General features: G+C 64.2%; 29 protein-coding genes. 20 read left to right on the top strand and 9 right to left on the bottom strand.

Going from position 1 to position 26,765, the window contains the following annotated elements:
* The first annotated feature begins 57 nt into the window (after positions 1-57).
* Genes AYJ54_RS16330 through AYJ54_RS16320 form a run of 3 tightly spaced genes read left to right on the top strand, consistent with a single transcriptional unit; the run spans position 58 to position 2,955 of the window.
* On the top strand, positions 58-1,890 hold the full coding sequence (locus AYJ54_RS16330) for a chloride channel protein (RefSeq protein ID WP_063700057.1): 1,833 nt from the start codon (positions 58-60) through the stop codon (positions 1,888-1,890).
* 24 nt (positions 1,891-1,914) lie between these two features.
* Positions 1,915-2,256: a Lin0512 family protein gene (locus AYJ54_RS16325; RefSeq protein WP_063700522.1), complete on the top strand. Its 342-nt coding sequence runs from the start codon at positions 1,915-1,917 to the stop codon at positions 2,254-2,256.
* A gap of 6 nt (positions 2,257-2,262) precedes the next feature.
* Positions 2,263-2,955 (top strand): GNAT family N-acetyltransferase, encoded by a 693-nt coding sequence (locus AYJ54_RS16320; protein ID WP_063700056.1) that lies wholly within the window; start codon positions 2,263-2,265, stop codon positions 2,953-2,955.
* Between the two features lie 21 nt (positions 2,956-2,976).
* Here the strand turns inward: AYJ54_RS16320 and AYJ54_RS16315 are convergent, their stop codons facing one another.
* Positions 2,977-3,516, bottom strand: a complete 540-nt coding sequence (locus AYJ54_RS16315; protein WP_063700054.1) for a hypothetical protein — start codon at positions 3,514-3,516, stop codon at positions 2,977-2,979.
* 242 nt (positions 3,517-3,758) lie between these two features.
* Between AYJ54_RS16315 and AYJ54_RS16310 the strand changes: the two genes are divergently transcribed.
* Positions 3,759-4,946, top strand: a complete 1,188-nt coding sequence (locus tag AYJ54_RS16310) for a serine hydrolase domain-containing protein (protein WP_136623734.1) — start codon at positions 3,759-3,761, stop codon at positions 4,944-4,946.
* 86 nt (positions 4,947-5,032) lie between these two features.
* Here the strand turns inward: AYJ54_RS16310 and AYJ54_RS16305 are convergent, their stop codons facing one another.
* Both AYJ54_RS16305 and AYJ54_RS16300 read right to left on the bottom strand, forming a co-directional pair.
* On the bottom strand, positions 5,033-6,373 hold the full coding sequence (locus tag AYJ54_RS16305) for an RtcB family protein (RefSeq protein WP_063700519.1): 1,341 nt from the start codon (positions 6,371-6,373) through the stop codon (positions 5,033-5,035).
* Positions 6,374-6,490: 117 nt separating this feature from the next.
* On the bottom strand, positions 6,491-7,816 hold the full coding sequence (locus AYJ54_RS16300) for a TROVE domain-containing protein (protein ID WP_063700050.1): 1,326 nt from the start codon (positions 7,814-7,816) through the stop codon (positions 6,491-6,493).
* Between the two features lie 1,237 nt (positions 7,817-9,053).
* Between AYJ54_RS16300 and AYJ54_RS16295 the strand changes: the two genes are divergently transcribed.
* From AYJ54_RS16295 to AYJ54_RS16290, 3 genes are all read left to right on the top strand, one after another.
* The gene (locus AYJ54_RS16295) at positions 9,054-9,719 is read left to right on the top strand and encodes a DUF429 domain-containing protein (protein WP_063700048.1); all 666 of its coding nucleotides are present in this window, start codon (positions 9,054-9,056) and stop codon (positions 9,717-9,719) included.
* A 122-nt stretch (positions 9,720-9,841) separates the two neighbouring features.
* Positions 9,842-9,985 (top strand): hypothetical protein, encoded by a 144-nt coding sequence (locus tag AYJ54_RS51305; protein WP_201724200.1) that lies wholly within the window; start codon positions 9,842-9,844, stop codon positions 9,983-9,985.
* 103 nt (positions 9,986-10,088) lie between these two features.
* On the top strand, positions 10,089-10,793 hold the full coding sequence (locus tag AYJ54_RS16290) for a glutathione S-transferase family protein (RefSeq protein WP_063700047.1): 705 nt from the start codon (positions 10,089-10,091) through the stop codon (positions 10,791-10,793).
* Positions 10,794-10,795: 2 nt separating this feature from the next.
* On the opposite strand, the gene AYJ54_RS16285 is transcribed toward AYJ54_RS16290, so the two are convergent.
* The 3 genes from AYJ54_RS16285 to AYJ54_RS16275 form a co-directional block, all read right to left on the bottom strand.
* Positions 10,796-11,578, bottom strand: coding sequence for a sulfite exporter TauE/SafE family protein (locus AYJ54_RS16285; RefSeq protein WP_063700045.1), 783 nt, complete (start codon positions 11,576-11,578; stop codon positions 10,796-10,798).
* Between the two features lie 3 nt (positions 11,579-11,581).
* A complete protein-coding gene (locus AYJ54_RS16280) occupies positions 11,582-12,214 on the bottom strand; it encodes a TetR/AcrR family transcriptional regulator (RefSeq protein ID WP_063700044.1) in 633 nt (210 codons plus the stop codon).
* 138 nt (positions 12,215-12,352) lie between these two features.
* The gene (locus AYJ54_RS16275) at positions 12,353-12,724 is read right to left on the bottom strand and encodes a tRNA-binding protein (protein WP_063700042.1); all 372 of its coding nucleotides are present in this window, start codon (positions 12,722-12,724) and stop codon (positions 12,353-12,355) included.
* Between the two features lie 113 nt (positions 12,725-12,837).
* On the opposite strand from AYJ54_RS16275, the gene AYJ54_RS16270 reads away from it, so the two are divergent.
* Complete coding sequence (locus AYJ54_RS16270) at positions 12,838-13,203, top strand: ArsC family reductase (protein WP_063700517.1); 366 nt, start codon at positions 12,838-12,840, stop codon at positions 13,201-13,203.
* Here AYJ54_RS16270 and AYJ54_RS16265 read toward each other — a convergent pair.
* Positions 13,200-13,847 carry a PAS domain-containing protein gene (locus AYJ54_RS16265; RefSeq protein WP_063700040.1) on the bottom strand — a complete coding sequence of 216 codons (648 nt, stop codon included), beginning with the start codon at positions 13,845-13,847 and terminating at the stop codon, positions 13,200-13,202. The two genes, AYJ54_RS16270 and AYJ54_RS16265, sit on opposite strands and share 4 nt — an antisense overlap.
* Before the next feature lie 355 nt (positions 13,848-14,202).
* On the opposite strand from AYJ54_RS16265, the gene AYJ54_RS16260 reads away from it, so the two are divergent.
* The 7 genes from AYJ54_RS16260 (at position 14,203) to AYJ54_RS16230 (ending at position 20,681) form a co-directional block, all read left to right on the top strand.
* Entirely contained in the window at positions 14,203-14,958 is a 756-nt protein-coding gene (locus AYJ54_RS16260; protein WP_063700038.1) for an ABC transporter ATP-binding protein, read from the top strand.
* Positions 14,951-15,697, top strand: coding sequence for an ABC transporter ATP-binding protein (locus AYJ54_RS16255; RefSeq protein WP_063700036.1), 747 nt, complete (start codon positions 14,951-14,953; stop codon positions 15,695-15,697). Before AYJ54_RS16260 ends, AYJ54_RS16255 begins: the two co-directional genes overlap by 8 nt.
* Before the next feature lie 35 nt (positions 15,698-15,732).
* On the top strand, positions 15,733-16,956 hold the full coding sequence (locus AYJ54_RS16250; protein WP_063700034.1) for an ABC transporter substrate-binding protein: 1,224 nt from the start codon (positions 15,733-15,735) through the stop codon (positions 16,954-16,956).
* A 72-nt stretch (positions 16,957-17,028) separates the two neighbouring features.
* The gene (locus AYJ54_RS16245) at positions 17,029-17,892 is read left to right on the top strand and encodes a branched-chain amino acid ABC transporter permease (protein WP_063700032.1); all 864 of its coding nucleotides are present in this window, start codon (positions 17,029-17,031) and stop codon (positions 17,890-17,892) included.
* A gap of 1 nt (position 17,893) precedes the next feature.
* The gene (locus AYJ54_RS16240) at positions 17,894-18,862 is read left to right on the top strand and encodes a branched-chain amino acid ABC transporter permease (protein WP_063700030.1); all 969 of its coding nucleotides are present in this window, start codon (positions 17,894-17,896) and stop codon (positions 18,860-18,862) included.
* A 154-nt stretch (positions 18,863-19,016) separates the two neighbouring features.
* Positions 19,017-19,661, top strand: a complete 645-nt coding sequence (locus tag AYJ54_RS16235; RefSeq protein ID WP_063700028.1) for a DUF47 domain-containing protein — start codon at positions 19,017-19,019, stop codon at positions 19,659-19,661.
* Between the two features lie 15 nt (positions 19,662-19,676).
* The gene (locus AYJ54_RS16230; RefSeq protein WP_063700026.1) at positions 19,677-20,681 is read left to right on the top strand and encodes an inorganic phosphate transporter; all 1,005 of its coding nucleotides are present in this window, start codon (positions 19,677-19,679) and stop codon (positions 20,679-20,681) included.
* On the opposite strand, the gene sugE is transcribed toward AYJ54_RS16230, so the two are convergent.
* Positions 20,674-20,988 (bottom strand): quaternary ammonium compound efflux SMR transporter SugE, encoded by a 315-nt coding sequence (gene sugE, locus AYJ54_RS16225; protein WP_063700024.1) that lies wholly within the window; start codon positions 20,986-20,988, stop codon positions 20,674-20,676. The two genes, AYJ54_RS16230 and sugE, sit on opposite strands and share 8 nt — an antisense overlap.
* A 154-nt stretch (positions 20,989-21,142) precedes the next feature.
* Between sugE and AYJ54_RS16220 the strand changes: the two genes are divergently transcribed.
* The gene (locus AYJ54_RS16220) at positions 21,143-22,762 is read left to right on the top strand and encodes a peptide chain release factor 3 (RefSeq protein WP_063700022.1); all 1,620 of its coding nucleotides are present in this window, start codon (positions 21,143-21,145) and stop codon (positions 22,760-22,762) included.
* A 20-nt stretch (positions 22,763-22,782) separates the two neighbouring features.
* Here the strand turns inward: AYJ54_RS16220 and AYJ54_RS50700 are convergent, their stop codons facing one another.
* A complete protein-coding gene (locus tag AYJ54_RS50700) occupies positions 22,783-22,947 on the bottom strand; it encodes a hypothetical protein (protein WP_161491866.1) in 165 nt (54 codons plus the stop codon).
* Between AYJ54_RS50700 and AYJ54_RS16215 the strand changes: the two genes are divergently transcribed.
* From AYJ54_RS16215 to AYJ54_RS16200, 4 genes are all read left to right on the top strand, one after another.
* Positions 22,934-23,512, top strand: a complete 579-nt coding sequence (locus tag AYJ54_RS16215; protein ID WP_063700020.1) for a hypothetical protein — start codon at positions 22,934-22,936, stop codon at positions 23,510-23,512. The genes AYJ54_RS50700 and AYJ54_RS16215 overlap by 14 nt on opposite strands.
* A 100-nt stretch (positions 23,513-23,612) precedes the next feature.
* Entirely contained in the window at positions 23,613-24,197 is a 585-nt protein-coding gene (locus AYJ54_RS16210; protein ID WP_063700018.1) for an NnrU family protein, read from the top strand.
* Positions 24,198-24,200: 3 nt separating this feature from the next.
* Positions 24,201-25,022, top strand: coding sequence for a 3-methyl-2-oxobutanoate hydroxymethyltransferase (panB, locus tag AYJ54_RS16205; RefSeq protein ID WP_063700016.1), 822 nt, complete (start codon positions 24,201-24,203; stop codon positions 25,020-25,022).
* A gap of 11 nt (positions 25,023-25,033) precedes the next feature.
* Positions 25,034-26,629 carry a class I adenylate-forming enzyme family protein gene (locus tag AYJ54_RS16200; RefSeq protein WP_063700014.1) on the top strand — a complete coding sequence of 532 codons (1,596 nt, stop codon included), beginning with the start codon at positions 25,034-25,036 and terminating at the stop codon, positions 26,627-26,629.
* Positions 26,630-26,765 lie beyond the last annotated feature (136 nt).

Here is a 26,765-nt window from a genome sequence, read left to right as displayed (position 1 = left end):
AATATATCGTTCCCCGATATATTGGCAGGCGCGAGAATCCTCCCGACAAGAGCAAACATGCGCCAGACCCTGGACATCACCGGCGGGCTCCCGCGTCATCGCGGCAAGCTCGGAGACTTCACTGCCGACCGCCGCGTGCTGGTCCTGATCGGCATGGCCCTGCTGGTCGGCAGCGCCGGGGCCGGCGCCGGCGCCGGCGGGGTGCTGCTGAAGCTGATTGCGCTGGTCACGAACCTGGTCTGGTTCGGCCAGGTCAGCACAGAGAACGTCTCGCTCGCGAACGCCCATCCGGGGCTCTGGATGGTGCTGGCGCCCGCGCTCGGCGGTCTCGTGATCGGGCTGATGGCGCGCTTCGGCTCGGAGAAGATCCGGGGGCACGGCATTCCCGAGGCGATCGAGGCGATCCTGATCGGCGGCAGCCGCATGCAGCCGAAGGTGGCGATCCTGAAGCCGCTGTCCTCGGCGGTGTCGATCGGCAGCGGCGGTCCGTTCGGCGCCGAGGGACCGATCATCATGACCGGCGGCGCGATCGGCTCGATCTTCGCCCAGTGCTTCCATCTCACTGCGGCCGAGCGCAAGACGCTGCTGGTCGCGGGCGCGGCCGCCGGCATGACGGCGATCTTCGGCACGCCGATCGCGGCGGTCCTGCTCGCGGTCGAGCTGTTGCTGTTCGAATGGAAGCCGCGCAGCTTCCTGCCGGTCGTGACGGGCGCCGTGATCTCGGCAGCATGGCGGCCACTGCTGTTCGGAACCGGGCCGCTGTTTCCGTTCGCGGAGCGACCGGACCTGCCGTGGTGGGGACTGGCGGCTGCGATCGGCGTCGGCGTCGTTGCCGGCCTGCAATCCGGACTGATGACGCGGCTGCTCTATGCGGCCGAGGATCTGTTCGACCATGTACCGCTGCACTGGATGTGGTGGCCGATGCTGGGCGGCCTGGTCGTCGGCCTCGGCGGTCTCGTCGACCCGCGCGCGCTCGGCGTCGGTTACGACGTCATCGCTGATCTGTTGTCCGGCCACATGATGCGCGACGAGGCGATCCGGCTGTTGCTGGTCAAGTCCGCGATCTGGGTGATCGCGCTGGCCTCGGGCACGTCTGGCGGCGTGCTGGCGCCGCTGCTCATTCTCGGCGGTACGGCCGGCTGGATGGAGGGGCTCGTCCTGCCAGGTGGCGCTTCGTTCTGGGCGCTGGTCGGCATGGCCGCGATGATGGGCGGCACGATGCGTTCGCCGCTCACCGGCGTGATGTTCGCAATCGAGTTGACCGGCAACATCGACATGCTGCTGCCGCTGCTGGCCGCGACCGGAGCCGCGCATGCCGTCACCGTCCTGCTGCTGAAGCGCTCGATCCTCACTGAGAAGATCGCGCGTCGCGGCCAGCACATCACGCGCGAATATGCGATCGATCCGTTCGAACTGCTGCGCGCCGCCGACGTCATGGTGAAGAACGTCGACACCTTGCCGGTCGACATGCCCAACGACGCGGCGGTCGCCTTCTTCACCTCGGAGGAACGGCGTCACAAGTCCTACCCCGTCGTCACCGCCGATGGACGGCTCACCGGAATGGTCACCCGCGCCGACGTGCTGCGCTGGCGCACCGAGGGCGATCACCAGGCTGCAACGCTCGATGATGTCGTCTCGGACACCTCGGCCGTGGTGGCACATCCCGACGACGTGCTGGGGCGGGTTGCCGATCTCATGGTCGCTTCCGATCTCGGGCGCCTGCCGGTGGTCGAGCGCGCCAACCTTCGTGTCGTAGGTCTGGTTGCGCGCAAGGATCTCTTGCGAATTCGCGCCGTCGTGAATGCACAGGAGGAAGACCGCAACACATATTTCCTGCGCGAAAAGACGCTTGTGCCGGAGGCGCGGATCGCGGAAGGTCAGCCCCTCTGAACTCCACAACTGGCAGGAATGGAAATGACCCGCGTTCGCTGTATCACCGAGATGGGCATGGGTGTCGACGTCCACGGCAGGGACGCGACCAAGGCGGCAAAGCGCGCCGTCTCGGATGCGATCAGGCACTCGAGCCTCGGCTTCTTCCGGATGCTCGGCAAGACCGCGAATGACATGTTCGTCGACGCGACGATCGCAGTGCCCAACCCGGAAGCCGTCGACAAGGAGGCGGTCGCGAAGGAGCTTCCTTACGGCACCGTCACGGTCAACGCAGTGAAGGGCGGGCTCGAAATTCCGGCCGAGCAGGGTAGCGATTCCATCCTCATCGCCAATGCGGCCGTCATCGTCAGCTTCGACAAGGAGTAGGACAGGGTGTCCGACAGCGATGTAAGGCTGCTGGACCGCCCGATCTGGACTGCGCTGACGACCCGCCAGAAGCATCTGGCGGAGGGCGGCCCGCGAGCGATACGCTATCCCGTGACGATGACGCCCTTCGCCGACATGGTCGATATGTCGGCGGCGAGTTTCGCAGCGCTCGCCGAGCTCCTGTCGGGCTCGGAAGTTGCCGCGCTGTTCACCCTTGAAGCCATCAGTCCTCCCGCCGGCTTCAAGGTCGTGCTCGCCGAGACCGGCGAGCAAATGATCGGCTCGCCCGCCGATAGCCCGCTGCGCGACGCCGAAATCGTCACGTTAGGGGCCGCCGACGTGCCCGCCATGATGGCGCTGACCGCGCTGACCAAGCCTGGTCCGTTCGCCGCGCGGACGCACGAGCTCGGCGCGTTCCTCGGGATCCGCTCAGGCGGCGAACTGGTGGCGATGGCCGGCGAGCGGATGAAGCCTGGCAATTTCACCGAGATGACGGCGGTCTGCGTGCATCCTGCCCATCGCGGGCGCGGCTACGCCCAGGCGCTGCTCGGGGCGATCGCGCGCCAGATCGAGGCGCGGGGCGAAATTCCATTCCTGCACGTGTTTTCGAACAACGCATCGGCGATCGCGCTGTACCAGCGGCAGGGGATGAGAATCCGCCGCCGCATGCATGTCACCGCGCTGATGAAGCAGGCGTGAAGCGCGCCCCCGGGTCGTTGATCAGGTCTTGTAGTCCACGAGCAGCGCGTTCGACGAGGAGGACGACGAGGCGCTGCCGCTGGAGGAATAGGAAGAGGTCTGGCTCGTCGCGTCCTTCAGGAGTGCGATCAGCTCCTTCATCAGGTCCGCGTCGCTAGTGGAGGACGAGCTGGACGAGGACGTGCTGCTCGTGCTGCTGGTGCTCGAGCTGTCGCTGCTTGCGTCCGGCGGCGGGGACGGCCCGCCGGCACTGCCGGAGAAGGTGTTGGCGAACACGTTCTTCAGCTCGCTCGCCTGGTCGCTGGTCAGTTTGCCGCTCGACACCTCGTTCTGGATGAGGTCGTCGATCTTGGATTGCATCTCGTCGGGCGAGGGCGGGGTCGAGGAGCTCGAGCTGCTGCTCGCGCCGCTCTTCAGGGAGGAATCGATGTCGTCGAGCGCCGACGACAGCGCCGATTCGTCGCTGGAGCTGATCTTGCCTGAGGAGACTTCCTTCGTGAGCTCGCTCTTGAGCAGATCGAGCGGAGAATAGGAGCTGGAGGTCGCTGAAATCGAGGTCATTGCCGGTCACCTTGATTGAGTTGAGAAACGCCTAACTTGACCGTGAGGCTAAAGGTCGCGCGCTTAACGAGGCCTTGCCGGAAGAATTGCGGGGCTTTTCGTTGTGTTGCTCGCGCGTCGGTGAACACGCCTCGAAACAAAAATGTCGGGCCGGAGACTGAAAGTCTTGTCGGAGAGGCGGGCTTCCCAACCGGTGATCTCTCGCTATATCTGTCGCAACCAATAGTGGGAGGCAGGAGCAGATGGACGCCAGGACCAGGGATTTTTCCGCTGCGCGGACGGCGATGCAGCGTTACGTCGATCAGGAGATCATCCCGGGCGTGTCCTGGGCTGTGGTGCGTGGCCGCGATGTCGTCGATCAGCAATGCGTCGGCTTCGCCGACCGCGAGGCGAGCATTGTGCTGCGTCCGGACCACATCTTCCGGGCCTTCTCCAACACCAAGATCTTCGTCACCTGCGCGATCATGCTGCTGGTGGAGGAAGGCCGTATCGGTCTTGACGACGTGGTTGAAAAATTCCTGCCGCAGCTCGGCAATCGCAAGGTGTTGAAACCGGGCGCCGCGAGTCTCGCTGATGTCGAGCCGGCGAAGAGCCCGATCACGATCCGCCAGCTCCTGACCCACACCTCCGGCTTGAGCTATGGCATCTTCGATCCCGGCACGGTGCTGTTCAGGGGGTACAACGAAGCGCGCATCCTCAATCCGCTGACACCGCTCACCGACATGATCGACAGGCTTGCCGATCTGCCGCTGTCCTATCATCCCGGCACGGCCTGGGAATATTCCGTCGCTACCGACGTGCTCGGCCGTGTCGTGGAGGTCGTCTCCGGCGAGTCACTCGATGCCTTCCTGAAAGCACGCATCTTCGATCCGCTGGGCATGGCCGACACTGGTTTTCATGTGCCGGAGGTGGAGCAGGGCAGGCTGGCCGCGCTTTATAACGGCGCCGACGTGCTCGACCCGATGAAGCCCGGCCTCACGCGAGCCGACAACCTGCCCTATCCGCAAGCCTATCGGCGGCCGTTCCCGCGGCTGTCGGGCGGCGGTGGCCTGGTCTCGACCCTCCCGGACATGCTCGCGCTGGTACGCGCGCTGCTGCCGGGATCGGACGCGCTCCTGAAGCCCGAGACGCTGCGGCAGATGATGACGAACCAGCTCCCGGCGGGCCGGACGATCCGCTTCGCCAATCTCGGGCCGGTCCCGGGAAAAGGCTTTGGCCTCGGCGGCGCCGTCACCTTCGCGCCGACGCCCTTTGATCCCGCAAATTCGATTGGCGAATTCCAGTGGGGCGGCCTTGCCGGCACCCATTGGTGGATCTGCCCGCAGGCCAACACCGCCGGCATCCTGATGACGCAGCGTTACATGGGCTTCTGGAATCCCTTCTTCTTCGAGTTCAAGCGCCTCGCCTATGAGGCGGTCGGCGCGGGGTGACGAGGGCGCAGCCCGGTTCGTCGGCCCTGCCTTGCGACAGCGCAATGCGGGCGGGAGGCATTTCCTCCCGCCCGTCGACGTTGTCGTTAGTCCTTCCACGGATCGAATTCGCCTTCGCCGGCCATGGCGACGGCGAACGGCCGCAGCGTGTGCAAGACCCGCACGGTGCCGGCGTGCTGCGCCAGCACGTCGGGCAGGCGGCGATAGGCCATTGGGCTCTCGTCGAGGTCGGCACCGATCAAGGTGACGCCGCGCTCGTTGAGCCAGCGGTCCATCTCCGCGCGCGAGAAGCGCCGCTTCGCCTCCTTGCGCCCGAACAGGCGGCCGGCGCCGTGCACGGTCGAGTAGAGCGAAGCCTTGGCTTCCGGACTATCGACGCCCTCGAGGATCACGGCGTCGTCGCCCATCGAACCGCCGACGAATCCCTTCTGGCCGGGAAACGCCGGCGTCGCGCCCTTGCGCACCACCCACAAATCCTTGCCGCCGTGGGTCTCACGCCAGGCATAGTTGTGGTGGTTGTGCACGCTCTCGGTCACGTTGCCGCCGATGATCCGGCGGACGCGCTCCACGACCCACTCGCGGCCCGCATAGGCATAGCGCCCGGCGAGATGCATCGCGGCGATGTAGCGGCGGCCGAGCTCGGAGTCCTCGTCGACCACGGCGGGCGGGACGTTCATGCCGTCCTTGCCGCCGGCGGCCTTCAGGTAGCGCGTCGCGGAGGTGTGCCCGAGACCGCGGCTTCCAAAGTGGACGCCGATCCAGACAAAGCCTTCCTCGTCGCGCATGAGGTCGACATAGTGGTTGCCGGACCCGACCGTGCCGAGCTGGCTCACCGCCTTCTGGCGGTAGGCCTCCATGTCGCTCTCGCGCCAGGCTTCTGCGTCGTCGAACAGCTCGTGCTCGGCCCGCTCGGCATTGGCGCGGCCAACCCCGAACGAGATCGTCTTGGCGACGTCGCGGATGATCGTGGGCACGATGCCCGCGATGTCGTCGAAGTGCGTGTCGAGCCGCGCGGCCATGTTGCCGCAGCCGATGTCGAAACCGACGCCGGAGATGCTGACCTGCTTCTCGTAGGCGATGACCCCGCCGACCGGCTGGGCGTAGCCGAGATGGCCGTCGGCGCAGATCACGCCGGACACGACATTGCCGACCGCCATGCAGTTGCGCATCTGCGTAACCGTCGCCTCGTCATGCGCGCCGAAGATCTTCAGCGGCGCGTTCTGGAAGCGCGCCTCCTGCGGACGAAGGTTTGCGATCTCGCTCGCGGCCGCATTGGCCTCGCGGGCGAGATGCTCCTTGCGCGCCGCGTCCCGGTACAGGCACCAGGCCGGCTGGCCGCGTCCTTCGCCGACGCGCGAATCCGGATCGACACCGGCGGCGAGGCAGAGCTCGCGGGCACGTTCCATGTAAGGATCAGATCGTCGCATGGTTTTGCTTCCTGCTTCACATCCCGCGCGCATCATAGCCGGGGCACGAGGATCATTTCAGAGATTTCGGAGGCCCCGGGCGCGATGTCTCGCGTCCGGGGCCGTTGTCGTTGCGCATCAGTTCAGCGCCGTCTCCGATGCCGCGATCCACGCGACCACGGCTTCAGAGAAGCCGTTGACGCGGGTCCAGGCGCCGTGGCCGACACCGTGCTGATACGAGGCCACGTTCACCATCGTTCCGCGCGCCCTGGGCTCGGGCACCTGGTCGTGGCTCTGCTCGTCGGTGAAGACGATCAGGCGGTCGCCCTTGCGGTCGATCTCGGCGACGGCCTTGCCGAGATAGGTTCCGCCATGCGGCTGCGAGTTGATGATCGCGTCCCGCAGTGCGAAGCCGCGGCGGGGCGGGACCTTCACAACTTCATTGCTGAAGGTGAAGATCTCGACCTCGTCGCAGATCTCGCGTGCCAGGATGGCGAGACCGCACGCCGCCTCCGCGCGCGTCATTTCCGACTGCGCGGAGAGGGTCGCGAACATCGAGCCCGACACGTCGATCAGCAGCCGTGTGCGGCCGGGGAGCCGCACATGGTCCTTGACCGACTTCAGCATCGCACCTTCGAGCTCGGGCTCGAAATCCGGCGCATAGCGCGCCGCCGTGATGAAGCGATAGGGCAGGATACGATCCGTCCGCATCGCCTCGATCGTGCCTGCGATGGTCTCGCGCGGCACCTGCGCGTTCTGCATCAGCCGCAGATTGCGCAAGAGCGCCATGCCGCCGAGCTTGCGCTCGGCGATAAGCCGCTCGAAGGTCTCGCGCTTGCTCTTTCCGGCCGAGAGCGAAACCTCCCAGGTGTCGGGGGAGGCGAGCTCGCCGTCGACGAGCTGCTTCCACACCTTTTCCTGCTCGGCGTCCTTCGGCTTGGCGTGCACCAGGAACAGCACGTCCCGGATGCGCACCGCGCCGTCGCGGTCGTACTTGGCGAGCTGATAGGCGTCGAACTTGGTCAGTGCGCGGGCGAGGCCCTTCTTGACCTGCGCCGAGACCGGCTGACGCTTGCGCTGCTGCATCGGGCCGAGGGCATCCGCCCAGTAGATCGCAAGCAGCTCTGTCATCTCGTCGGGCCGCTGGATCACCTGGGCGAGCGTGTCGGCGACGAGAGCGCGATGCTTCTCGTTGCGCGCCATCTCGCGGATGACGAGCAGCGGTGCGTGCCGCAGCTTCATCACCTCGCGCGCCTCGATCGCGAGTTGCGCGACGCGGGCGGGGGCGACCTTGGACACCAGCGCCTTGATGCGGTCGGCGATCGAAACGCCGTCCTCGTAGAACTGGTCCTCCCACAGGAGGCAGTTCATCAGCGCCCGCTTCAGCTCCATCTCGGGCGTGAAGCGCGTTGCACGTGCGCCCTCACGCGTGAAGGCGCGAACGATCTTGTTGAGCCTGACCATGACGGCCTCCTCTGGGTTGATGGTGGAATGGAAACCGGGGCCAGGGAACAAGCGAGGCTGTACTGCCCTTGCGGGCACGTCACATGCTCTACCGCTGAGCTACGGACTTTCGTCCGGAAGGAGCCGAACCTTCGACCTTGCGATCCGAAGTAACAGCGCTCTTCACCACCGGCGATGGGGGACAAGAATGACACGATCCGGGAACAGGCGATTGCTGTGACCCGGCAAGCCGAAGCTGGCCGGAAAGCGCTCTAACTTCTGAGCTACCGGTGCATGGAACACCGGGCGGGATTCGAACCCGCGACCTCTCGCGTGACAGGCGAAGTAACAGAAATCTTCACCACGGACCGTGATGGGGTTGGCGGGGAACGGGCGACGCTGCTCTGCTCTTTGAGCGGACTGAGCTACGGCATTTCAGCCGGCGGGATACGAACCCGCGACCTCCGTCCTGGCAAGCCAGGCCGGCGCTCTAACCGAAGTAACAGACATCTTCACCACCGCCAGGCCGGAGCTTTCGCACCGGCCGTTGATCGATACGCTGGGGAACGGGCGACATCGGCTTTCAGTGACGACAACACAGGATCCGTCCTTGCTCACAGATACTGCGCCGGGCCGCGTGCAAGCCCTTTCCGAGGCCGCATCCCGGTGCGTGTGTCAAAGGCGGGAGGCATACCCGCTTTGCCGTGGTGGAGAAGTATCCGACATCTTCACCACCAGCGTCGGTTGAGCCGCGACCATCGCGGCAAACCGATTTACGAATATTCTATCGCGGCGCTTTCGACGCGCCGCAGTTTGCGAACCCTTTGGGGTTCGCTCTGCCATCGGTGTCCGGCTCTTCGCCTCGTTCCCTCCGGCAGGCCCCGCGCGCTTGGGCACGCGCCTCTCCAGCGCGAGCCCCGGGATCCGGGTCTCCCGTTTCCGGCGATTGCCGGGATGTTCAAACAGGCCGCGCGGTGGGCAACAAAAAACCCTCCGGAGCGGCAGGCTCGGGAGGGTCCGTGAGAAGCGGACTGTCGATCTCGCTCTCAAGCGAGATCGCTCCCATGAGCCGGGCATGCGAAATCGATTGGCCGAAGGCCATTCGACATGCAGGTTAGGATTTCGTAGCGGTGCAGCATCGCTCGGTTCATGTTGTCATTCGCGAACGCAAGTGTTCGCGAGGGCCGCGGAAATACGCCCGCAACCTGCGGATGTCAAGCGACACGTGTGTGAGAATTGCAAATGACGGACGAATGACGTGCCAACCTATCTCGGCCTCGATGGATTTCGCTACGGCTGGGTCGCGGCCTGGATCGACGAGAGCGGCGATCACGGCTTCGATTATTCACCGGGGCTCACGCGGCTGCTCGCGATGCCGCATGCGAGGGCGATGATCGACATGCCGATCGGATTGAAGACCGATGGCTATCGCGTCTGCGATCTACATGCTCGCCAGATGGTCGGCGCAGCCGTGTTCCTCGGCGCGCGCCGAAACCTCTGGGAGTTCTCAGACATGGCGGCGGCCAATCGGCATTACTGGGAGCACGAAGGCAAGGGCAGGGGTGTGTCGGCTCAGCTCTGGAACATCAGGGACAAGCTTAAGGAGATCGACGATGTCATGACGCCGGCACGGCAGGAGACCATCGGTGAAGCGCATCCGGAATTGATCTTCTGGAATCTCGCTGGCCGTGTCCGGCTCGAACCGAAGACATCTGCGCACGGCCGCGCGCAGCGCATCGCGCTCCTGAAGCAACGCGGCTTCACACGACTGCGCAAATGGCTGACGCAGCGTCACGGCACCGGCATCGGCCGCGACGATCTGATTGATGCCTGTGCCTGCGCGGTTGCGGCGCGTGACGGCACGCAGCGTGTCGGCGGCGACGAGATCGATCCACGCGGCCTGCGGATGGAGATCAACTACTGAGACTGTCGGCTTCCGCGGGCACCGATACCTATCGGGAAAGAATGGCAGTTTCTTTGGCATGAATAGGAACTGCGGTGGCTGGCTCGCGTTCTCCGTGCGAACCGAATAGACAGAAATCCGCGATGAATGATGCCAGTCAATTCGCGACCGCGATGCTCGCGCTCGCCTTCACCGCAGCCCTGCTCATCACCGGGCAGCTCTTCATCGAGCAGCGCGCAGAGCGCGAGATCGCCTACGCGACAAGTCATTTGCTGCGGCCATTGTGAAGAAGCTTCGGCACGGGATAATCGTGTGATGGCCGCCCGACCTTGCGCCATTCGACGGCTCGCCTAGATTAGCAGGCGTCTCAAGAATGAAGCAGGGGTCCTGATGTCTGATCTGTCCGTCTTTCCCATCACCAAGCGTTGGCCAGCCAAGCATCCCGAACTGCTTCAGCTTTATTCCCTGCCGACGCCCAACGGGGTGAAGGTTTCGATCATGCTGGAGGAGATCGGACTGCCTTATGAGGTCCATCTCATCGACTTCGGCAAGGACGATCAGAAGACACCTGAATTTCTCTCGCTCAATCCGAACGGCAAGATCCCGGCGATCCTCGATCCCAACGGTCCCGGCGGCAGGCCGCTGCCGCTGTTCGAGTCGGGGGCGATCCTGCAATACCTGGCGGAGAAAACCGGCAAGCTGCTGCCGCAGGATGCCGCGCGCCGCTACCAGACCATCCAGTGGGTGCACTTCCAGATGGGCGGCATCGGGCCGATGTTCGGCCAGGTCGGCTTCTTCCACAAATTCGCCGGCAAGGATTTTGAGGACAAGCGGCCGCTCGAGCGCTACGTCGACGAATCCAAGCGTCTGCTCGGGGTGATGGAATCCCATCTCGCCGGCCGGCAATGGTTCATGGACGACGACTACACCATCGCCGACATCTCCATGCTCGGCTGGGTGCGCAATCTCGTCGGTTTTTACGGGGCAGGCGAGCTTGTCGAGTTCAGCCAGTTCAACTCGGTCGCCGCCTGGCTCGAGCGCGGGCTGGCGCGTCCGGCGGTGCAGCGCGGGCTCAATATTCCGAAGCGGCCGTGAAGCTAGCTCAGCGCTTTGTAGGTCATGTAGAGCGCCATCAGCGAGACGAAGCCGATCATCATCCGGCGCAGCACCGACTTGCTGACACCGTTGGCCATCCGCGCGCCAAGGTCGGTGCCGACCCAGAGGCCGGCCAGGATGCCGATGATGGCGGGCCAGCCGACCACGTGGCCTTTGCTCCAGTAGATGGACGCGGGCGGAATCGTGGTCGGGATCACGGAGAAGATGAGGCTGACGAGCTGGGCCTGATGCTGCGGCACGCGCAAGCCTGCCGCGAGGCCGACCGTGATCGCAAGTCCGCCGCCGATGCCCATGAAGCCCGAAGAGAAGCCGGCGAGCGTGCCGACGAGGAGTAGGGGCAGCCACGGCAGCTCGCGTCGCTTGCCGATCTCGTCATTCCCGTCCTTGCGTTCACGCCGCAGAGCGAGCGCCGCGATCAGCGCAACGAGGTAAACGACATAGGCCCATTGCAGGAAGGAGTCGGAAACTGCCACGGCAGCATAGCCGCCGCTCACGCCGCCGATGAGAAATCCGAGTCCAATCCAGATGATCCATGGCAGCGGGCTGCGATTGCCGCCCTGCCAGTAGCGGCGCACGCCGGCAAGACCCGTCGGCGGCACCTGCGCGATCAGCGACGTGCCTTGTGCCACATGCTGCTCGGCGCCAAGCAGGAGCACGGAAAAGACGACGAGGCCGCCGCCCGGGCTCACGCCCATGAAGCCCGACGTCAGTCCTCCGGCAAGTCCGACGCCGATGCCAGCGAGCAGTTCATGGATCCAGGACATCGCTCAGGCCCTGGTCCTGCGCCTGACGTCCGGCTTGGTCGTGCGAAAGCCATCGATCACGCCCGCGACAGCCGTCATGCACGCCTCGACGTCGATGTCCTCGCCCCAGCACTTCTGCAGCACAAAACCCTGGAAGATCGCGATCAGGACGCGCGCCGTCGCATCGGCGTCGAGGTGGCGCTTGATCAGCCCGTCATGCTGGGCCCGTTCGATCAACGCCACGATCAGCGCGCGCGGCATGTCGATGCCTTCGACGACGCTGGCACGGACGCGCCGGTTTCGCAGCGCTTCCGCCCAGCCATGGATTCCGACGCGCCGCCGCGCTTCGCCTGCGGGCTCGGTGAGCCATTGTGCGTAAACGCGGACCAGCGCGTGAAGCGCTTCGAGCGGATCGCTCGAGCCTTGTGCAACCGAGTTGAGCACGGCCTCGCGGCGATGGCGGTCGTCCGCCAGTGCCTCGATCAGATCGTCCTTGCTCCGGAAGTAGAGATAGACCGCGCCATGGCTCAGCCCCGAGCGCTTGACGATATCGGCCATGCCGGTCTGGTGAAAGCCATCCTCGGAAAAGCAGGCAAGCGCAGCCTCGAGAACCTGCTGACGGCGGCCTTCACGCTTTTTCTCGGTGATTTTCGGCACGGGTCCGTCCCCGGATAAGTGACCGATCGATCGGTTTAAGCTTCGTCAAGCCATCCGATCGGCGGCACGGTTCAAGCAGGGGAATTGACGGGGGATCGGGCCGAGCGGGGGCTATTGCCCGGGCTCGAAGTCGCGACGCTAGAACAGCCGGCCGCCGTTCGGCACGCGCTTGCTCGGCTGCACCAGCACGACCTTGCCTTCGGCATCGGGGAAGCCGAGCGTCAGCACCTCGGAGACAACGGGTCCGATCTGGCGCGGCGGGAAATTGACGACCGCCGCGACCTGTTGTCCCACCAGCGTCTCCAGCGGATGGTTCTCGGTGATCTGCGCCGAGCTCTTGCGCACGCCGATCACGGGACCGAAGTCGATCCAGAGCCGCCAGGCCGGCTTGCGCGCCTCCGGGAACGGCTTGGCATCGATGATGGTGCCGACGCGGATATCGACCGCGAGAAATGTGTTGAAGTCGATTGTCGACGACGCGGCCGCGGCGGGATCGTGGGTGACGTGCATGATGTGTCCGTTCGGGGAATTCACAGCTTCGTTCGGAATATTGTGGCGCGAACCGGAGTTTCGTACAACGCCGCGACCACAGCATCACACCACGCATGCGCGAGGACCGGGTCTTGCCCAGCATCATCTACGGCATCAAGAATTGCGACAACATGAAGAAGGCACGTGCCTGGCTCGATACGCATGGCGTCGCCTATGAGTTCCACGACTACAAGGCCGCGGGCGTGGAGAAGGACAAGCTCAAGCAGTGGAGCGACGAGGTCGGCTGGGAGACGCTGCTCAATCGCGCCGGCACGACCTTCAAGAAGCTGCCCGATGCCGACAAGGACGGCTTGAACGAGAAGAAGGCGCTGGCATTGATGCTAGCGCAACCATCGATGATCAAGCGACCGGTGCTGGAAATCGGCAGCAAGCTCCTGGTCGGCTTCAAGCCCGATATCTATGCCAAGGAAGTCGGCGCCAAGTCGCGCAAAGGCTAGTTCAGTTCGATGATCTCGGCGGTGACGCCGGGGCCGGGCTGGTCGGTGAATTCGATCACGTCCGCGGCCGCGATGCGGCCCGGTGCGCGATGGAAGAGATCGTGGTCGATCACGGCGCGCAGTTTTGGACGCGGCAGCGCGTCATTTGCGCGCATAAGGTTCTTGATCTCGAATCCGCCGTCCTCGCAAAACGTCTTCAGCGACGCGATGATGTGGCTGACCTTGTCGTCGGTCAGGAAAGGCAGCAGCAGCCGTTCATAGGCGACGACGCGTCCGTAGATGTCGTCGACGTCGGCAATGCTGTAGACCGGAAGTCCGCACGCAACGCACTCATGGTAGATGGGCATCACGAACGACGCGAGCCGCGGCCCCACATAATCGTCCAGGAAAATGCCTTTGCCGGTATGCCCGTAGGCGCGCGAGATGCGCGTGCCTTCGCTCTGGATCGTTAGACGCGGCGTCGGCGTCGACGTATCCACCGTGTAGTAGATGAGATCGGACAGCTCCTCCTCGAGTCGCGCGGGCTGGTACTCCCAGATCGCCGGTGCAATCTGCTGGCGCGCGTAAAGTCGCAGCCACGTGTTCAACAGATCGCGCTGCTTGATCGACTTGACGATGGAGGGAGCAGCGCTTGCGAAATCCAAAACAATATTCCCGGCGAACAGAAACGCGCGGCATGATCCTTGCCGCGGGAAAATTTTCTATGAAGGCTGGCGCGCGGGACCAAAGACCGTTAACGACAGCTTGATGACCGGCGCTTTGCGAACCGGGAAGCCGGGCGGGCGCGATATCAAAACACCTCCGACTAAGGGAGCATATGTATCCCGGCCGGAGGCTTGATCTGCTTAGCTTTCCGCCTTGCCTAACCCCCGTCACCTCCGGCATATTCCGCGCCCGGAGGCGGCGTTCCGGGATGGGCTCCAAGGCCTCCGGAAAGCCGATAGTCAACAAGGACAGCCACGCGCGGCCAGCGCGTCGCGCGGGGAGGGGGAGATCTGTTTGGCCGATGAGTTCATTCTCGAAACGGAAGGCCTGACCAAGGAGTTCGCGGGCTTCTTTGCTGTCCGCAACGTTGCGCTCAAGGTCCGCCGTGGGAGCATTCACGCCTTGATCGGTCCGAACGGGGCCGGGAAGACGACCTGCTTCAATCTGTTGACCAAGTTCCTGAAACCGTCCGCCGGAAAAATCCTGTACAAGGGACAGGACATCACCGCGATGGCGCCGGCCGACGTGGCCCGCATGGGGCTGGTGCGTTCGTTCCAGATTTCGGCGGTATTTCCGCATCTCACCGCGCTTGAAAACGTCCGTGTCGCGCTTCAGCGCCAGCACGGCAGCTCCTTTGATTTCTGGCGCTCGAAGTCGGTGCTCAACCGCTTCAACAATCGCGCGCTTGAGCTGTTGAACGATGTCGGCCTCAGCGAGTTTGCCAATACGCCCGCGGTGGAGATGCCCTACGGGCGCAAGCGCGCACTTGAGATCGCAACCACGCTCGCGCTCGACCCGGAGATGATGCTGCTGGACGAGCCGATGGCCGGCATGGGTCACGAGGACATCGACAAGATCGCGGCGCTGATCAAGCGTATTTCGGCGAAGTATACCATCCTGATGGTCGAGCATAATTTGAGCGTCGTCGCCAATCTCTCCGACATCATCACCGTGCTGACGCGCGGGCAGGTGCTCGCGCAGGGCAATTACGCCGATCTCACCAAGGACGAGCGCGTCAAGGAAGCTTATCTGGGAGCCGGTCATGCCTGAGACTGCAACCGCGGAAGCTCCGGCAAAGGCCGCAACCGGCGGCAACATCCTTCAGGTCCGCAACCTGGAAGCCTGGTACGGCGAGTCCCACATCCTGCACGGGATCAACTTCGACGTGAATGCGGGCGAGGTTGTCACGCTGCTCGGGCGTAACGGCGCGGGCAAGACGACCACGCTGAAGTCAATCATGGGCATCATCGGCAAGCGTACCGGCTCGGTGAAGTTCAATAATCAGGACATCATCCGCACGACCTCCGACAAGATCGCGCGGTTGGGCATCGCGTTCTGTCCGGAGGAGCGCGGGATCTTCTCGACCCTCGACGTGCGGGAGAACCTGCTGCTGCCGCCGGTGGTGCGGGCAGGGGGATTGCCGCTCGAACAGATCTTCGACCTGTTTCCGAACCTGAAGGAGCGTCTCACCAGCCAGGGCACCAAGCTGTCCGGCGGCGAGCAGCAGATGCTCGCGATCGCGCGTATCCTGCGCACCGGAGCGAGCTTCCTGATGCTGGACGAGCCGACGGAGGGCCTCGCGCCGGTCATCATCCAGCAGATCGGCCACACCATTGCGCGGCTCAAGAAGGAGGGCTTTACGATCCTCCTGGTCGAGCAGAACTTCCGCTTCGCCTCCACCGTTGCGGATCGTTATTACGTGGTCGAACACGGCAAGATCATCGACGGATTTTCCAACGCGGAGCTTGCCGCCAACATGGACAAGCTCCACACCTATCTCGGCGTCTAGAACTGCCAACGAGAAAATTCAAAAAGGAAAGTTGCATGAAGACCAGGTCGCTTGCGTCATTTCTGCTGACCACCGCGCTGACGTTCGCCGCAGCAGGCGTCGCTTCCGCGCAGGACAAGACCGTCAAGATCGGCGCGCTGTCCGATCAGTCCGGCCTCTACGCCGATCTCGGTGGCCCCGGCTCCACGCTTGCGGCCCAGATGGCCGTCGAGGATTCCGGCCTCACCGCGAAGGGCTGGAAGATCGACATCATCTCGGGTGATCACCAGAACAAGCCGGACATCGGCACCGCGATCGCGCGGCAGTGGTTCGACGTCGACAAGGTCGACATCATCGTCGACGTGCCGAATTCCGGCGTGGCGCTCGCGGTCAACAATGTCGTGAAGGAGAAGAACGGCGTCTACATCAACTCGGGGGCGGCGACCTCGGACCTGACCAACGCGCAGTGCACGCCCAACACCGTGCACTGGACCTACGACACCTACATGCTCGCCCATACCACCGGCCAGGCGCTGGTGAAGGCCGGGGGCGACACCTGGTTCTTCCTGACCGCGGACTACGCCTTCGGTGCGGCGCTGGAGCGTGACACTACGGCGGTCATCACCGCGAATGGCGGCAAGGTGGTCGGCGGCGTCAAGCATCCGCTGAACACGCCGGATTTCTCCTCGTTCCTGCTTCAGGCGCAGGCCTCAAAGGCCAAGATCATCGGCCTTGCCAATGCCGGCGGCGACACCACCAATTCGATCAAGCAGGCGGCCGAGTTCGGCATCGTCAAGGGCGGCCAGAAGCTTGCGGCGCTGCTGCTGTTCCTCACCGACGTCAAGGCGATCGGCCTGGAGACGGCGCAGGGCCTGAACTTCAGCGAGACCTTCTACTGGGACATGAACGATCAGACCCGGGCGTTCTCCAAGAGGTTCTCCGAGCGGATGAAGAACGGCGCGATGCCGACTATGGTGCAGGCGGGCGTCTACTCGGGCCTGCGTCATTACTTCAAGGCGTTGGAAGCGCTCGGTGGCAATCCGCACGACGGCGTCAAGGTCGTGGAGAAGATGAAGTCGATTCCGACCGAGGACGATCTGTTCGGCAAGGGCGAGATCCAGCCCAACGGCCGCACCATCCACAATGCCTATCTGTTCGAAGTGAAGAAGCCCTCCGAGTCCAAGGGACCGTGGGACTTCTACAAGCTGGTCGGCACGGTGCCGGGCGACCAGGCCTTCACGCCGCTGTCGGAAAGCAAGTGCGCGCTGCTGAAGAAGTAAGCTAACGGCCCGCAGGCCTTAGAGGCCTGCGGGCGACTTTGAGGGAACGCCAAGGGACTGGGTGCGGGATCGATGCAGGCTCTCTATGCACAGCTACTGGTGGGACTGATCAACGGCTCGTTCTACGCGCTGCTCAGTCTCGGGCTTGCCGTGATCTTCGGCATGCTCAACATCATCAATTTCGCCCACGGCGCGCTCTACATGATGGGTGCTTTCGTCGCCTATTTCCTGCTGAACCTCGGCGGCATCAACTATTGGTGGGCGCTGCTCATCGCGCCGATCATCGTCGGCATCTTCGGCATGATCCTGGAACGGACCATGCTGCAGTGGCTGACCGGCCTCGACCATCTCTACGGATTGCTTCTGACCTTCGGCATCGCGCTGATCGTGCAGGGCGTGTTCCAGAACTATTTCGGTTCATCCGGCATGCCTTACGCCATTCCGGATCAGCTCAAGGGCGGCATGAATCTCGGCTTCATGTTCTTGCCCGTCTATCGCGGCTGGGTCGTCATCTTCTCGCTCGTCGTGTGCCTGGCGACATGGTTCCTGATCGAGAAGACGCGGCTTGGCGCCTACCTGCGCGCCGCGACCGAAAATCCGACGCTGGTGCGCGCCTTCGGCATCAACGTGCCGCGCATGATAACGCTGACTTACGGCCTCGGCGTCGGCCTTGCGGCACTTGCCGGGGTGCTGTCGGCACCGATCAACCAGGTGCGGCCGCTGATGGGCGCCGATCTCATCATCGTCGTGTTCGCGGTGGTGGTGATCGGCGGCATGGGATCGATCATGGGGTCGATCATCACCGGTTTTGCGCTCGGCGTGATCGAGGGCCTGACCAAGTATTTTTACCCCGAGGCCTCCAATACCGTCGTCTTCGTGCTGATGGTGCTGGTGCTGCTGGTGAAGCCGACGGGATTGACGGGAAGGGCGGCCTGATATGACAGCCTTGACAGACGATACCTTGCCGATGACTCCGCGCGCGATGCGCGACGAGATGATCGTGTTCGCGGTGATGGCGCTGCTGCTCGCAACCGTGCCGTTCACTGGCATCTATCCGTTCTTCGTGATGCAGGCGCTGTGCTTTGCGCTGCTCGCCTGCGCCTTCAACCTGCTGATCGGCTATGGCGGCCTGCTGTCGTTCGGCCACGCGATGTTCCTCGGTACCGCCGGCTATTGCAGCGCGCACGCATTGAAGGTGTGGGGGCTGCCGCCGGAGCTCGGCATCCTCGTCGGCGTTGCGGCGGCCTTCCTGCTTTCGATCGTGACCGGCTATATCTCGATCCGGCGCCAGGGCATCTACTTCTCGATGATCACGCTGGCGCTGTCGCAGCTCCTGTACTTCATCTACCTCCAGGCGCCGTTCACCCATGGTGAGGACGGCATCCAGGGCATTCCGCAGGGGCACCTATTCGGCATCTTCGATCTGTCCAAGCCGACGGTGCTCTACTACGTCGTACTGGTCGGATTCCTTGCCGGCTTTCTGCTGATCTATCGCATCATCAACTCGCCCTTCGGCGAGGTCCTGAAGTCGATCCGCGAGAACGAGCAGCGCGCGATCTCGCTGGGCTACCGGACCGACCAGTACAAGTTCCTGGCCTTCATCCTGTCGGGCACGCTGGCCGGCTTTGCCGGATCGCTGAAGGTGTTCGTGGCGCAGAATGCCTCGCTCACCGACGTGCACTGGTCGATGTCCGGCGAAGTCGTGCTGATGACGCTGGTCGGCGGTCTCGGCACCATCTTCGGACCTGTGGTCGGCGCCTTCGTGATCATCGCCATGCAGCAATACCTGGCGAGCTTCGGCCAGTGGGTGACGGTGATCCAGGGCGCGATCTTCGTGATCTGCGTGCTCACCTTCCGCCGAGGCGTCATCGGCGAGATCGCGCATTACTTGCGTAGATCACTCTAAGTCGTTGATCTAACTGCAATTTGATCGCCTTACAAAAGCGGTGGATGATCCCGCTCCGCGGGCGTGCGATGGCACGCGCGTGGATCGAAAATGGTCTATGACAGTTTTATGACGGCTCATTCGGGCCGGCCATTTTCAAGCGGCAGCAATTCCCATGATGCGATGGTTTCGCGCTTTCCTCCCCAAGGAAGAACGGTTCTTCGACCTGTTCGACCGCCATGCCCAGACCGTGATCCAGGGCGCCATCGCGCTCCAGGGGATGCTGAACGGCGGCGAGGAGACCCCGGTCTATTGCCAGCGCGTCAGCCAGTTTGAGAATGATGCCGACAACGTCACCCGTGAGGTGCTGACGGCTGTGCGCCGCACCTTCATCACGCCGTTCGACCGCGGCGACATCACGAACCTCATCACGTCGATGGACGACGCCATCGACCAGATGCAGCAGACCGCCAAGGCGGTGATGCTGTTCGAGGTGCGCGACTTTGAGCCGCCGATGCGCGAGATTGGCGGCCTCGTGGTCGAGTGCGCCAATCTGGTCGGGCGCGCGCTGCCGCTGCTGCAATCGATCGGCCCGAACGTCGCCATGCTGACGGCGATCACGGAAGAGCTGACCAAGCTCGAAGGCCGCGTCGACGACCTCCACGACATCGGGCTGAAGGAATTGTTCCTCAAGCACCGCGACGGCAGCGCGATGGACTTCATCGTCGGCGCCGAGATCTACGACCACCTCGAAAAGGTCGCTGACCGCTTCGACGACGTGGCGAACGAGATCAACAGCATCGTCATCGAGCAGGTCTAGAGCAGGGGCCGCGCCGTGGATGTCGCGTTGGGTCTTCCCGTCCTGGTCGGACTGATCGCCGTCGCGCTGCTGTTCGACTTCCTGAACGGCCTGCATGATGCCGCCAACTCGATCGCAACCATCGTCTCCACCCGCGTGCTGCGGCCGCAATTCGCCGTGTTCTGGGCGGCCTTCTTCAACTTCGTGGCCTTCACCGTGTTCGGGCTGCACGTCGCCCAGACCATCGGCATCGGCATCATCGATCCCTCGATCGTCGATGCCCAGGTAATCTTCTCGGCCCTGGTCGGTGCCATCGTCTGGAATATCGTCACCTGGGCGCTTGGCATCCCGTCCTCATCGTCACATGCCCTGATCGGCGGCCTCGTCGGCGGCGGCATGGCGAAGGCAGGAATCTCGGCCGCGGTGTGGAGCGGATTGTCCAAGGCGGTGCTGGCGATCGTGCTGTCGCCGCTGGTCGGCTTCCTGCTCGCGATGATGCTGGTTGCCATCGTGTCCTGGGCCTCGGTGCGCTCGACGCCGTTCGCGGTCGACCGCGCCTTCCGCATCCTGCAATTCGCCTCCGCCTCGCTCTATTCGCTCGGCCATGGCGGCAATGACGCGCAGAAGACCATGGGTATCATTGCCGTGCTGCTCTATTCGCAGGGGCATCTCGGCAGCGAATTCTCAGTGCCGTTCTGGGTGGTGCTGTCCTGCCAGGCGGCGATGGCGCTCGGCACGTTGATGGGCGGCTGGCGCATCGTCCGCACCATGGGCCTGCGCATCACCAAGCTGACGCCGATGCAGGGCTTCTGCGCCGAGACGGGCGGCGCCGCGACGCTGTTCATGGCGACGTTCCTCGGCGTTCCCGTCTCGACCACGCACACCATCACCGGCGCGATCGTCGGCGTCGGCGCCGCGCGCCGCGTCTCGGCGGTGCGCTGGAACGTCGCAAGCTCGATCGTGTACGCCTGGGTGATTACGATCCCGGCGTCCGCGATCGTCGCGGCACTCACCTGGTGGGCGGTCCAGATCTTCAAGTGACGAGCTTCAGCCCGACGATCCCTGAGACGATCAGCCCGATGCTGGCGAGTCGAAATGCGGTGGCCGGCTCGCCGAACAGGATGATCCCCAGCACCGCGGTGCCGACCGCGCCAATGCCGGTCCAGACCGCATAGGCGGTTCCAATCGGAAGCGATTTGAGGGCAAGGCCGAGCAAGATGACACTGCCGGCCATGGCGGCGAGCGTGAGAACCGACGGAACGAGCTTGGTGAAACCCTCGGTGTATTTGAGGCCGATCGCCCAGGCGATTTCCAGGAGACCGGCGACGAACAAGATGGACCAAGCCATGACGACCCTCCGTTCAAGGCAGGGTCGTCCCCGCGGGATATCCTGATGAGAGGAAGGTCGTCCTTCCAAAGACCGATATGGGGCTGGTCAGAGGGCTTCGCAATCACCAAATGAGGCTTGATCAGGCCCATTTTCCCTGCCAAACGCTCCCGCCATGTCCGACATCGCCATTCCCGCCGAATCGCCGGCCCGTTCCCCGCTTGCCGCCGAAGTGGCGCGGCGGCGCACCTTTGCGATCATCTCCCACCCTGACGCGGGCAAGACCACGCTGACCGAAAAGCTGCTACTGTTCGGCGGCGCCATCAATCTTGCCGGCCAGGTCAAGGCCAAGGGCGAGCGGCGCAACACCCGTTCGGACTGGATGAAGATCGAGCGCGAGCGCGGCATCTCCGTCGTGACCTCGGTGATGACTTTCGAGTTCGAAGGCCTTGTGTTCAACCTTCTGGACACGCCGGGCCACGAGGACTTCTCGGAAGACACCTATCGGACACTCACGGCGGTGGACTCCGCCGTGATGGTGATCGACGCCGCCAAGGGCATCGAAGCGCGCACGAGAAAGTTGTTCGAGGTCTGCCGCCTGCGCGACATCCCGATCATTACCTTCATCAACAAGATGGACCGCGAGAGCCGCGACGTTTTCGAGCTCTTGGATGAGATCGAGAAGACGCTGGCGCTCGACACTACGCCGATGACCTGGCCGGTCGGCCGCGGCCGCGACTTTCTGGGCACCTATGACGTCGTCAATGGCGGCGTGCGCCTGCTCGAAGGCGGCGGCGCCAAGACCGGCGCTGCGCAGCAGATCGAGATCGAGGAGCTGGCAAAGCTCAACGCAAACCTCGACGTTGGGGCCGTGAAGGACGAACTCGAGCTCGTCACCGAGGCCTCCAAGCCGTTCGAACTCGCCGCGTTTCGCGAGGGCCATCTGACGCCGGTCTATTTTGGCAGCGCGCTACGCAATTTCGGCGTCGGCGACCTCCTGGAAGGGCTCGGCAAGTTTGCGCCGGAGCCGCGCGCGCAGGAGAGTGACCAGCGCAAAGTCGAAGCCACCGATCCGCGCATGAGCGCCTTCGTGTTCAAGATCCAGGCAAACATGGATCCGAACCACCGCGACCGTATCGCCTTCGCGCGGCTGTGCTCCGGCAAGCTCAGCCGTGGCATGAAGGCCAAGCTCGTGCGCACCGGCAAGAGCATGCCGTTGTCGAGCCCGCAATTCTTCTTCGCGCAGGACCGCTCGGTCGCGGACGAGGCCTTCGCCGGCGACGTCGTCGGCATTCCCAACCACGGCACGCTGCGCATCGGCGATACGCTGACCGAGGGCGAGGATTTCACCTTCGTCGGCGTGCCGAGCTTCGCGCCGGAAATCGTCCGCCGCGTCCGGCTGACCGATGCGATGAAGGCGAAGAAGCTGAAGGAAGCGCTTCAGCAGATGTCGGAAGAAGGCGTGGTGCAGGTGTTCCGCCCGCGCGACGGCGCGCCGGCGCTGGTCGGGGTGGTCGGCGCGCTGCAGCTCGACGTGCTGAAGGCTCGGCTTGAGGCCGAATATGCGCTGCCGGTCGAGTTCGAGGTGAGCGAATTCCAGCTCGCACGCTGGGTCTCCTCGGACGACCGCAAGAAGCTCGAGACCTTCGTAGCCGCCAATACCTCCAGCATTGCCGACGATGTCGACGGCGATCCCGTGTATCTCGCCAGGAACGAGTTCTATCTCGGCTACACCAGGGAACGCGCCGAGGGCATCGAGTTCGCCAACGTGAAGGACGTGAAGAAGAAGGGCTAAGGGCAGCTTGACCCCAGCTGTCATGCCCCCGGCTTGCACCACGGCGTATTGGGTTGCCCGGTCAGGCGGGGCGGCGACAAGAAGCCGAGCGCGAGCATGTGAACGCCTGCGGGCTTGATGCGTTCACGGACGATGCCATGTATCAGATAGATGGCATTGCGGGCTCGGATCATGTGGCGCGTCATTCTGGTTCTTCTCCTGCTAGCGGCATCGACGCTCGGTGCCGACGCACGGCGGCGGCAGATCAATCCAATTCCATTCTCGCACGAGCCTTGCAGCGTGCTCGATGGCCGTCCCTGCACGCCGTACTATTGCAGCGTGCTCGAGCATGGGCCTTGCATTCCCGAGATCGACTATCCCTACGGTCAGGATCTTCGGCTCACGGTCGAGAGCGTTCCGCCCGAGGCCGATCGCGCCAAATATCAGAAGCCGGACCACGACCTTGATACGATCGGCGACCTCTTTGCTGAGCTCCGTACCTGCTGGTCGCCGCCATCAGACAATGCGCGTGCGGGCATGCAGATGTCGGTGCGCTTCAGCTTCAACAAGGCGGGCGGCCTGATCGGGCCGCCACGCCCGACCTTTGCGACCGCGGGCGTCCCGGTCGATACCCGAACGACCTATCTCGACGCGATCAATGCGTCGCTGAAGGCATGTCTGCCGCTGAAGTTCACCAGCGGCCTAGGCGGTGCACTCGCCGGGCGGCCGATCGCGATCCGGTATGTCGACAATCGGGAACTGGGGAAGTAGTGGCGCTTGCGCCTCCCACAGAGCGCACTCCATCGGTTGCGACGGGCGGCCAATCAATGATACCCCATGAGCGGGGGCGCTAGCTTAAGGGGAGGATGCCGTGGGTCTGCTGGTCATGATCCTGGGGCTTGTGCTGTTTTTCGCGGCGCACGTATTCACCTCGAAACGCAAGGCGCGGGCGCAGGCGATCGCGAGGCTGGGCGAGGGCACCTACAAGATCCTCTATTCGCTGGTGTCGCTCGCGGGCCTTGCGCTGATCGTCTGGGGCTTCGCCCATTACCGCGCCACCGGCTGGATCGACGTCTGGTATCCGCCGAAGGCGTTGAAGCACATCACGGTCGCGCTGATGCTGCCTGCCGTCATCCTGGTGGTTGCCTCCTATCTGCGCGGCCGCATCTACGCGACGCTGAAGCATCCGATGCTGGCCGGCATCAAGCTGTGGGCCGCGGCGCACCTCTTGGCGAACGGCGACCTCGGCTCCATCATCCTGTTTGGCTCGTTCCTGGGCTGGGCGGTCTATGACCGTATCTCGCTGAAGTACCGCACCGATAGCGGCGGCCCGCCCATTCCAGTGGGGGGCGCCACCAACGACCTGATCGCGGTCGCGGTCGGCGTCGTCGCTTATTTGGCGCTGGCGTTCGCGTTCCACCCGGTCGTGATCGGCGTGCCTGTCATGGGGTCCTGAACAATGTCCGTCCAATCCGCGATCAAGCGCAAGACCGCGCCCGACCTCCGCGTTCGCAAGAATGGCGAGCCCATCGTGATGCTGACCTCCTATCACGCGCACACCGCCGCGCTGGTCGACAAGCACTGCGACGCGATCCTGGTCGGCGATTCCCTGGGCAATGTCATGCATGGCTTCGAGACCACGGTGCCCGTGACGCTCGACATGATGATCCTGCAGGGCTGCGCGGTGATGCGCGGCTCTCGGCAGGCGCTCGTCGTCGTCGACATGCCGTTCGGCTCCTACGAAGGCTCGAAGGAACAGGCCTTCCAGTCGGCGGTGCGGATCATGAAGGAAACGCTGTGCGGCGCGGTCAAGCTCGAGGGCGGCGCGCGGATGGCGGAGACGGTGGCGTTTCTCTCCGAGCGCGGCATTCCCGTGATGGGCCATATCGGGCTGACGCCACAGTCGATCAATACGCTTGGCTCGTTCCGCGCACAGGGTCGCGAGGAGACGAACTGGGCTCCGATCGAGAACGACGCCAGGGCGATCGCAGAGGCGGGGGCCTTCTCGATCGTGATCGAGGCGGTCGCCGAGCCGCTGGCGCGCAAGATCACGCAATCGATCGCCGTTCCTACCATCGGCATTGGCGCGAGCGCAGCCTGCGACGGCCAGATTTTGGTGCTGGAGGATATGCTCGGCTTGTCACCGCGGTCGCCGAAATTCGTGCGCCGCTATGGCAATCTCGGGCCGGCGATCGAGGAAGCCATCGCGGGCTATGCGCGCGATGTGAAGAGCCGTGCCTTCCCAGGCCCGGAGCACGTCTACGAGATGAAGAAGAGCTGACGAGGGGGCGCATGGACTGGTCGCAGCACGCACTTCCGCCCATGCGGCTTGAGCCGCGCTTCGGTGACCGCGTCGTGCCGGCTTTCCCGGAGCGGCCGGGCAGCCTGTGGGCGATGATCGCGGAAGCGGTTGCGCAGAACGGCGATGGCGAGGCACTGATCTGCGGCCATGTCCGGCTGAGCTGGCGGCAGGCCGCCGACAAGGCCGCGCGGATCGCGGCGGGCTTTCGCAAGCTCGGCCTCAAGCGCGGCGACCGCGTCGCGGTCCTGCTCGGCAACCGCATCGAATTTCCGCTGATCCTGTTTGCCGCCGCGCATCAAGGGCTGGTGACGGTGCTGCTCAGCACCCGCCAGCAGAAGCCCGAGATCGCCTATGTGCTCACCGATTGCGGCGCCAAAGTCCTGATCCACGAGGCCGCGCTTGCCGAGCGCCTGCCCGATGGGCGGGATATCCCTGACGTCGTCAATCGCGTCGCCATGGACGATGATCCGCAGCTGTCGCGCTTCGCGGTGCTCGCGGACAATGCGCCGGCACCCGCGCCAGTCGACGTTGCCGAAGAGGACACCGCGATGATCCTCTACACCTCGGGCACGACCGGCAAGCCGAAGGGCGCGATGCTGGCCCACTGCAACATCATCCATTCCTCGACAGTGTTCGTGTCCTGCCTGCAACTCACGTCGGCGGACCGTTCGATCGCGGCGGTCCCGCTCGGCCACGTCACCGGCGTCGTCGCCAACATCACGACCATGATCTGCTGCGCCGGCACGCTGATCATCATGCCGGAGTTCAAGGCGGCGGACTATCTCAGGCTCGCCGCGCGCGAGCGCGTCACATACACGGTGATGGTGCCGGCGATGTACAATCTCTGCCTGCTCCAGCCCGATTTCGACAGCCATGATCTGTCGAGCTGGCGCATCGGCGGCTTCGGCGGCGCGCCGATGCCGGTCGCGACCATCGAGAAGCTCAAGGCGAAGATTCCCGGCCTGAAGCTGATGAACTGCTATGGATCCACTGAGACGACGTCGCCCTCGACGATCATGCCGGGCGAGCTGACGGCAAGCCATATCGACAGCGTCGGCCTGCCGTGCCCCGGCGCCCGGATCGTCGCGATGGGTGTGGACGGGCGCGAGCTGCCGCGCGGCGAGATCGGCGAGCTCTGGATCCAGAGCGCATCCGTGATCAAGGGTTATTGGAACAATCCGAAGGCGACGGCCGAAAGTTTTACCAGCGGCTTCTGGCATTCCGGTGATCTCGGCTCAGTCGACGCGGACGGCTTCGTTCGCGTGTTCGACCGCCAGAAGGACATGATCAATCGCGGCGGGCTGAAGATCTATTCGGCCGAGGTCGAATCCGTGCTGGCCGGCCATCCCGCCGTGGTCGAAAGCGCGATTCTCGCCAAGCCTTGCCCGGTGCTGGGCGAGCGCGTCCACGCGGTGGTGGTAACGCGGTTGCCGGTTGCCGGCGAGGAGTTGCGGGCCTGGTGTGCCGAACGGCTATCCGACTACAAGGTGCCGGAGACGCTTGCCGTCACCGCCGAGCCGCTGCCACGCAACGCCAACGGCAAGGTGCTGAAGCGGCAGTTGCGGGAGCAACTGACGGGAACCTGAGCGGGCGGGCAGCCTGAAGGGCGTGCGAGGGCGTGGGTTAACGCCTTGATCGGGCTGGCTTTGCCTTGCCACCGCCATATCGATAGGGTACGCCGCGGCCACGCGGGGACGGGATTTCCGACGCGAACGATCTGGC

It is taken from the genome of Bradyrhizobium centrolobii (assembly GCF_001641635.1).
GTDB lineage: Bacteria > Pseudomonadota > Alphaproteobacteria > Rhizobiales > Xanthobacteraceae > Bradyrhizobium > Bradyrhizobium centrolobii.
Note: the sequence above shows the minus strand (reverse complement) of the source record. Positions and strands in the feature narration are given on the sequence as shown.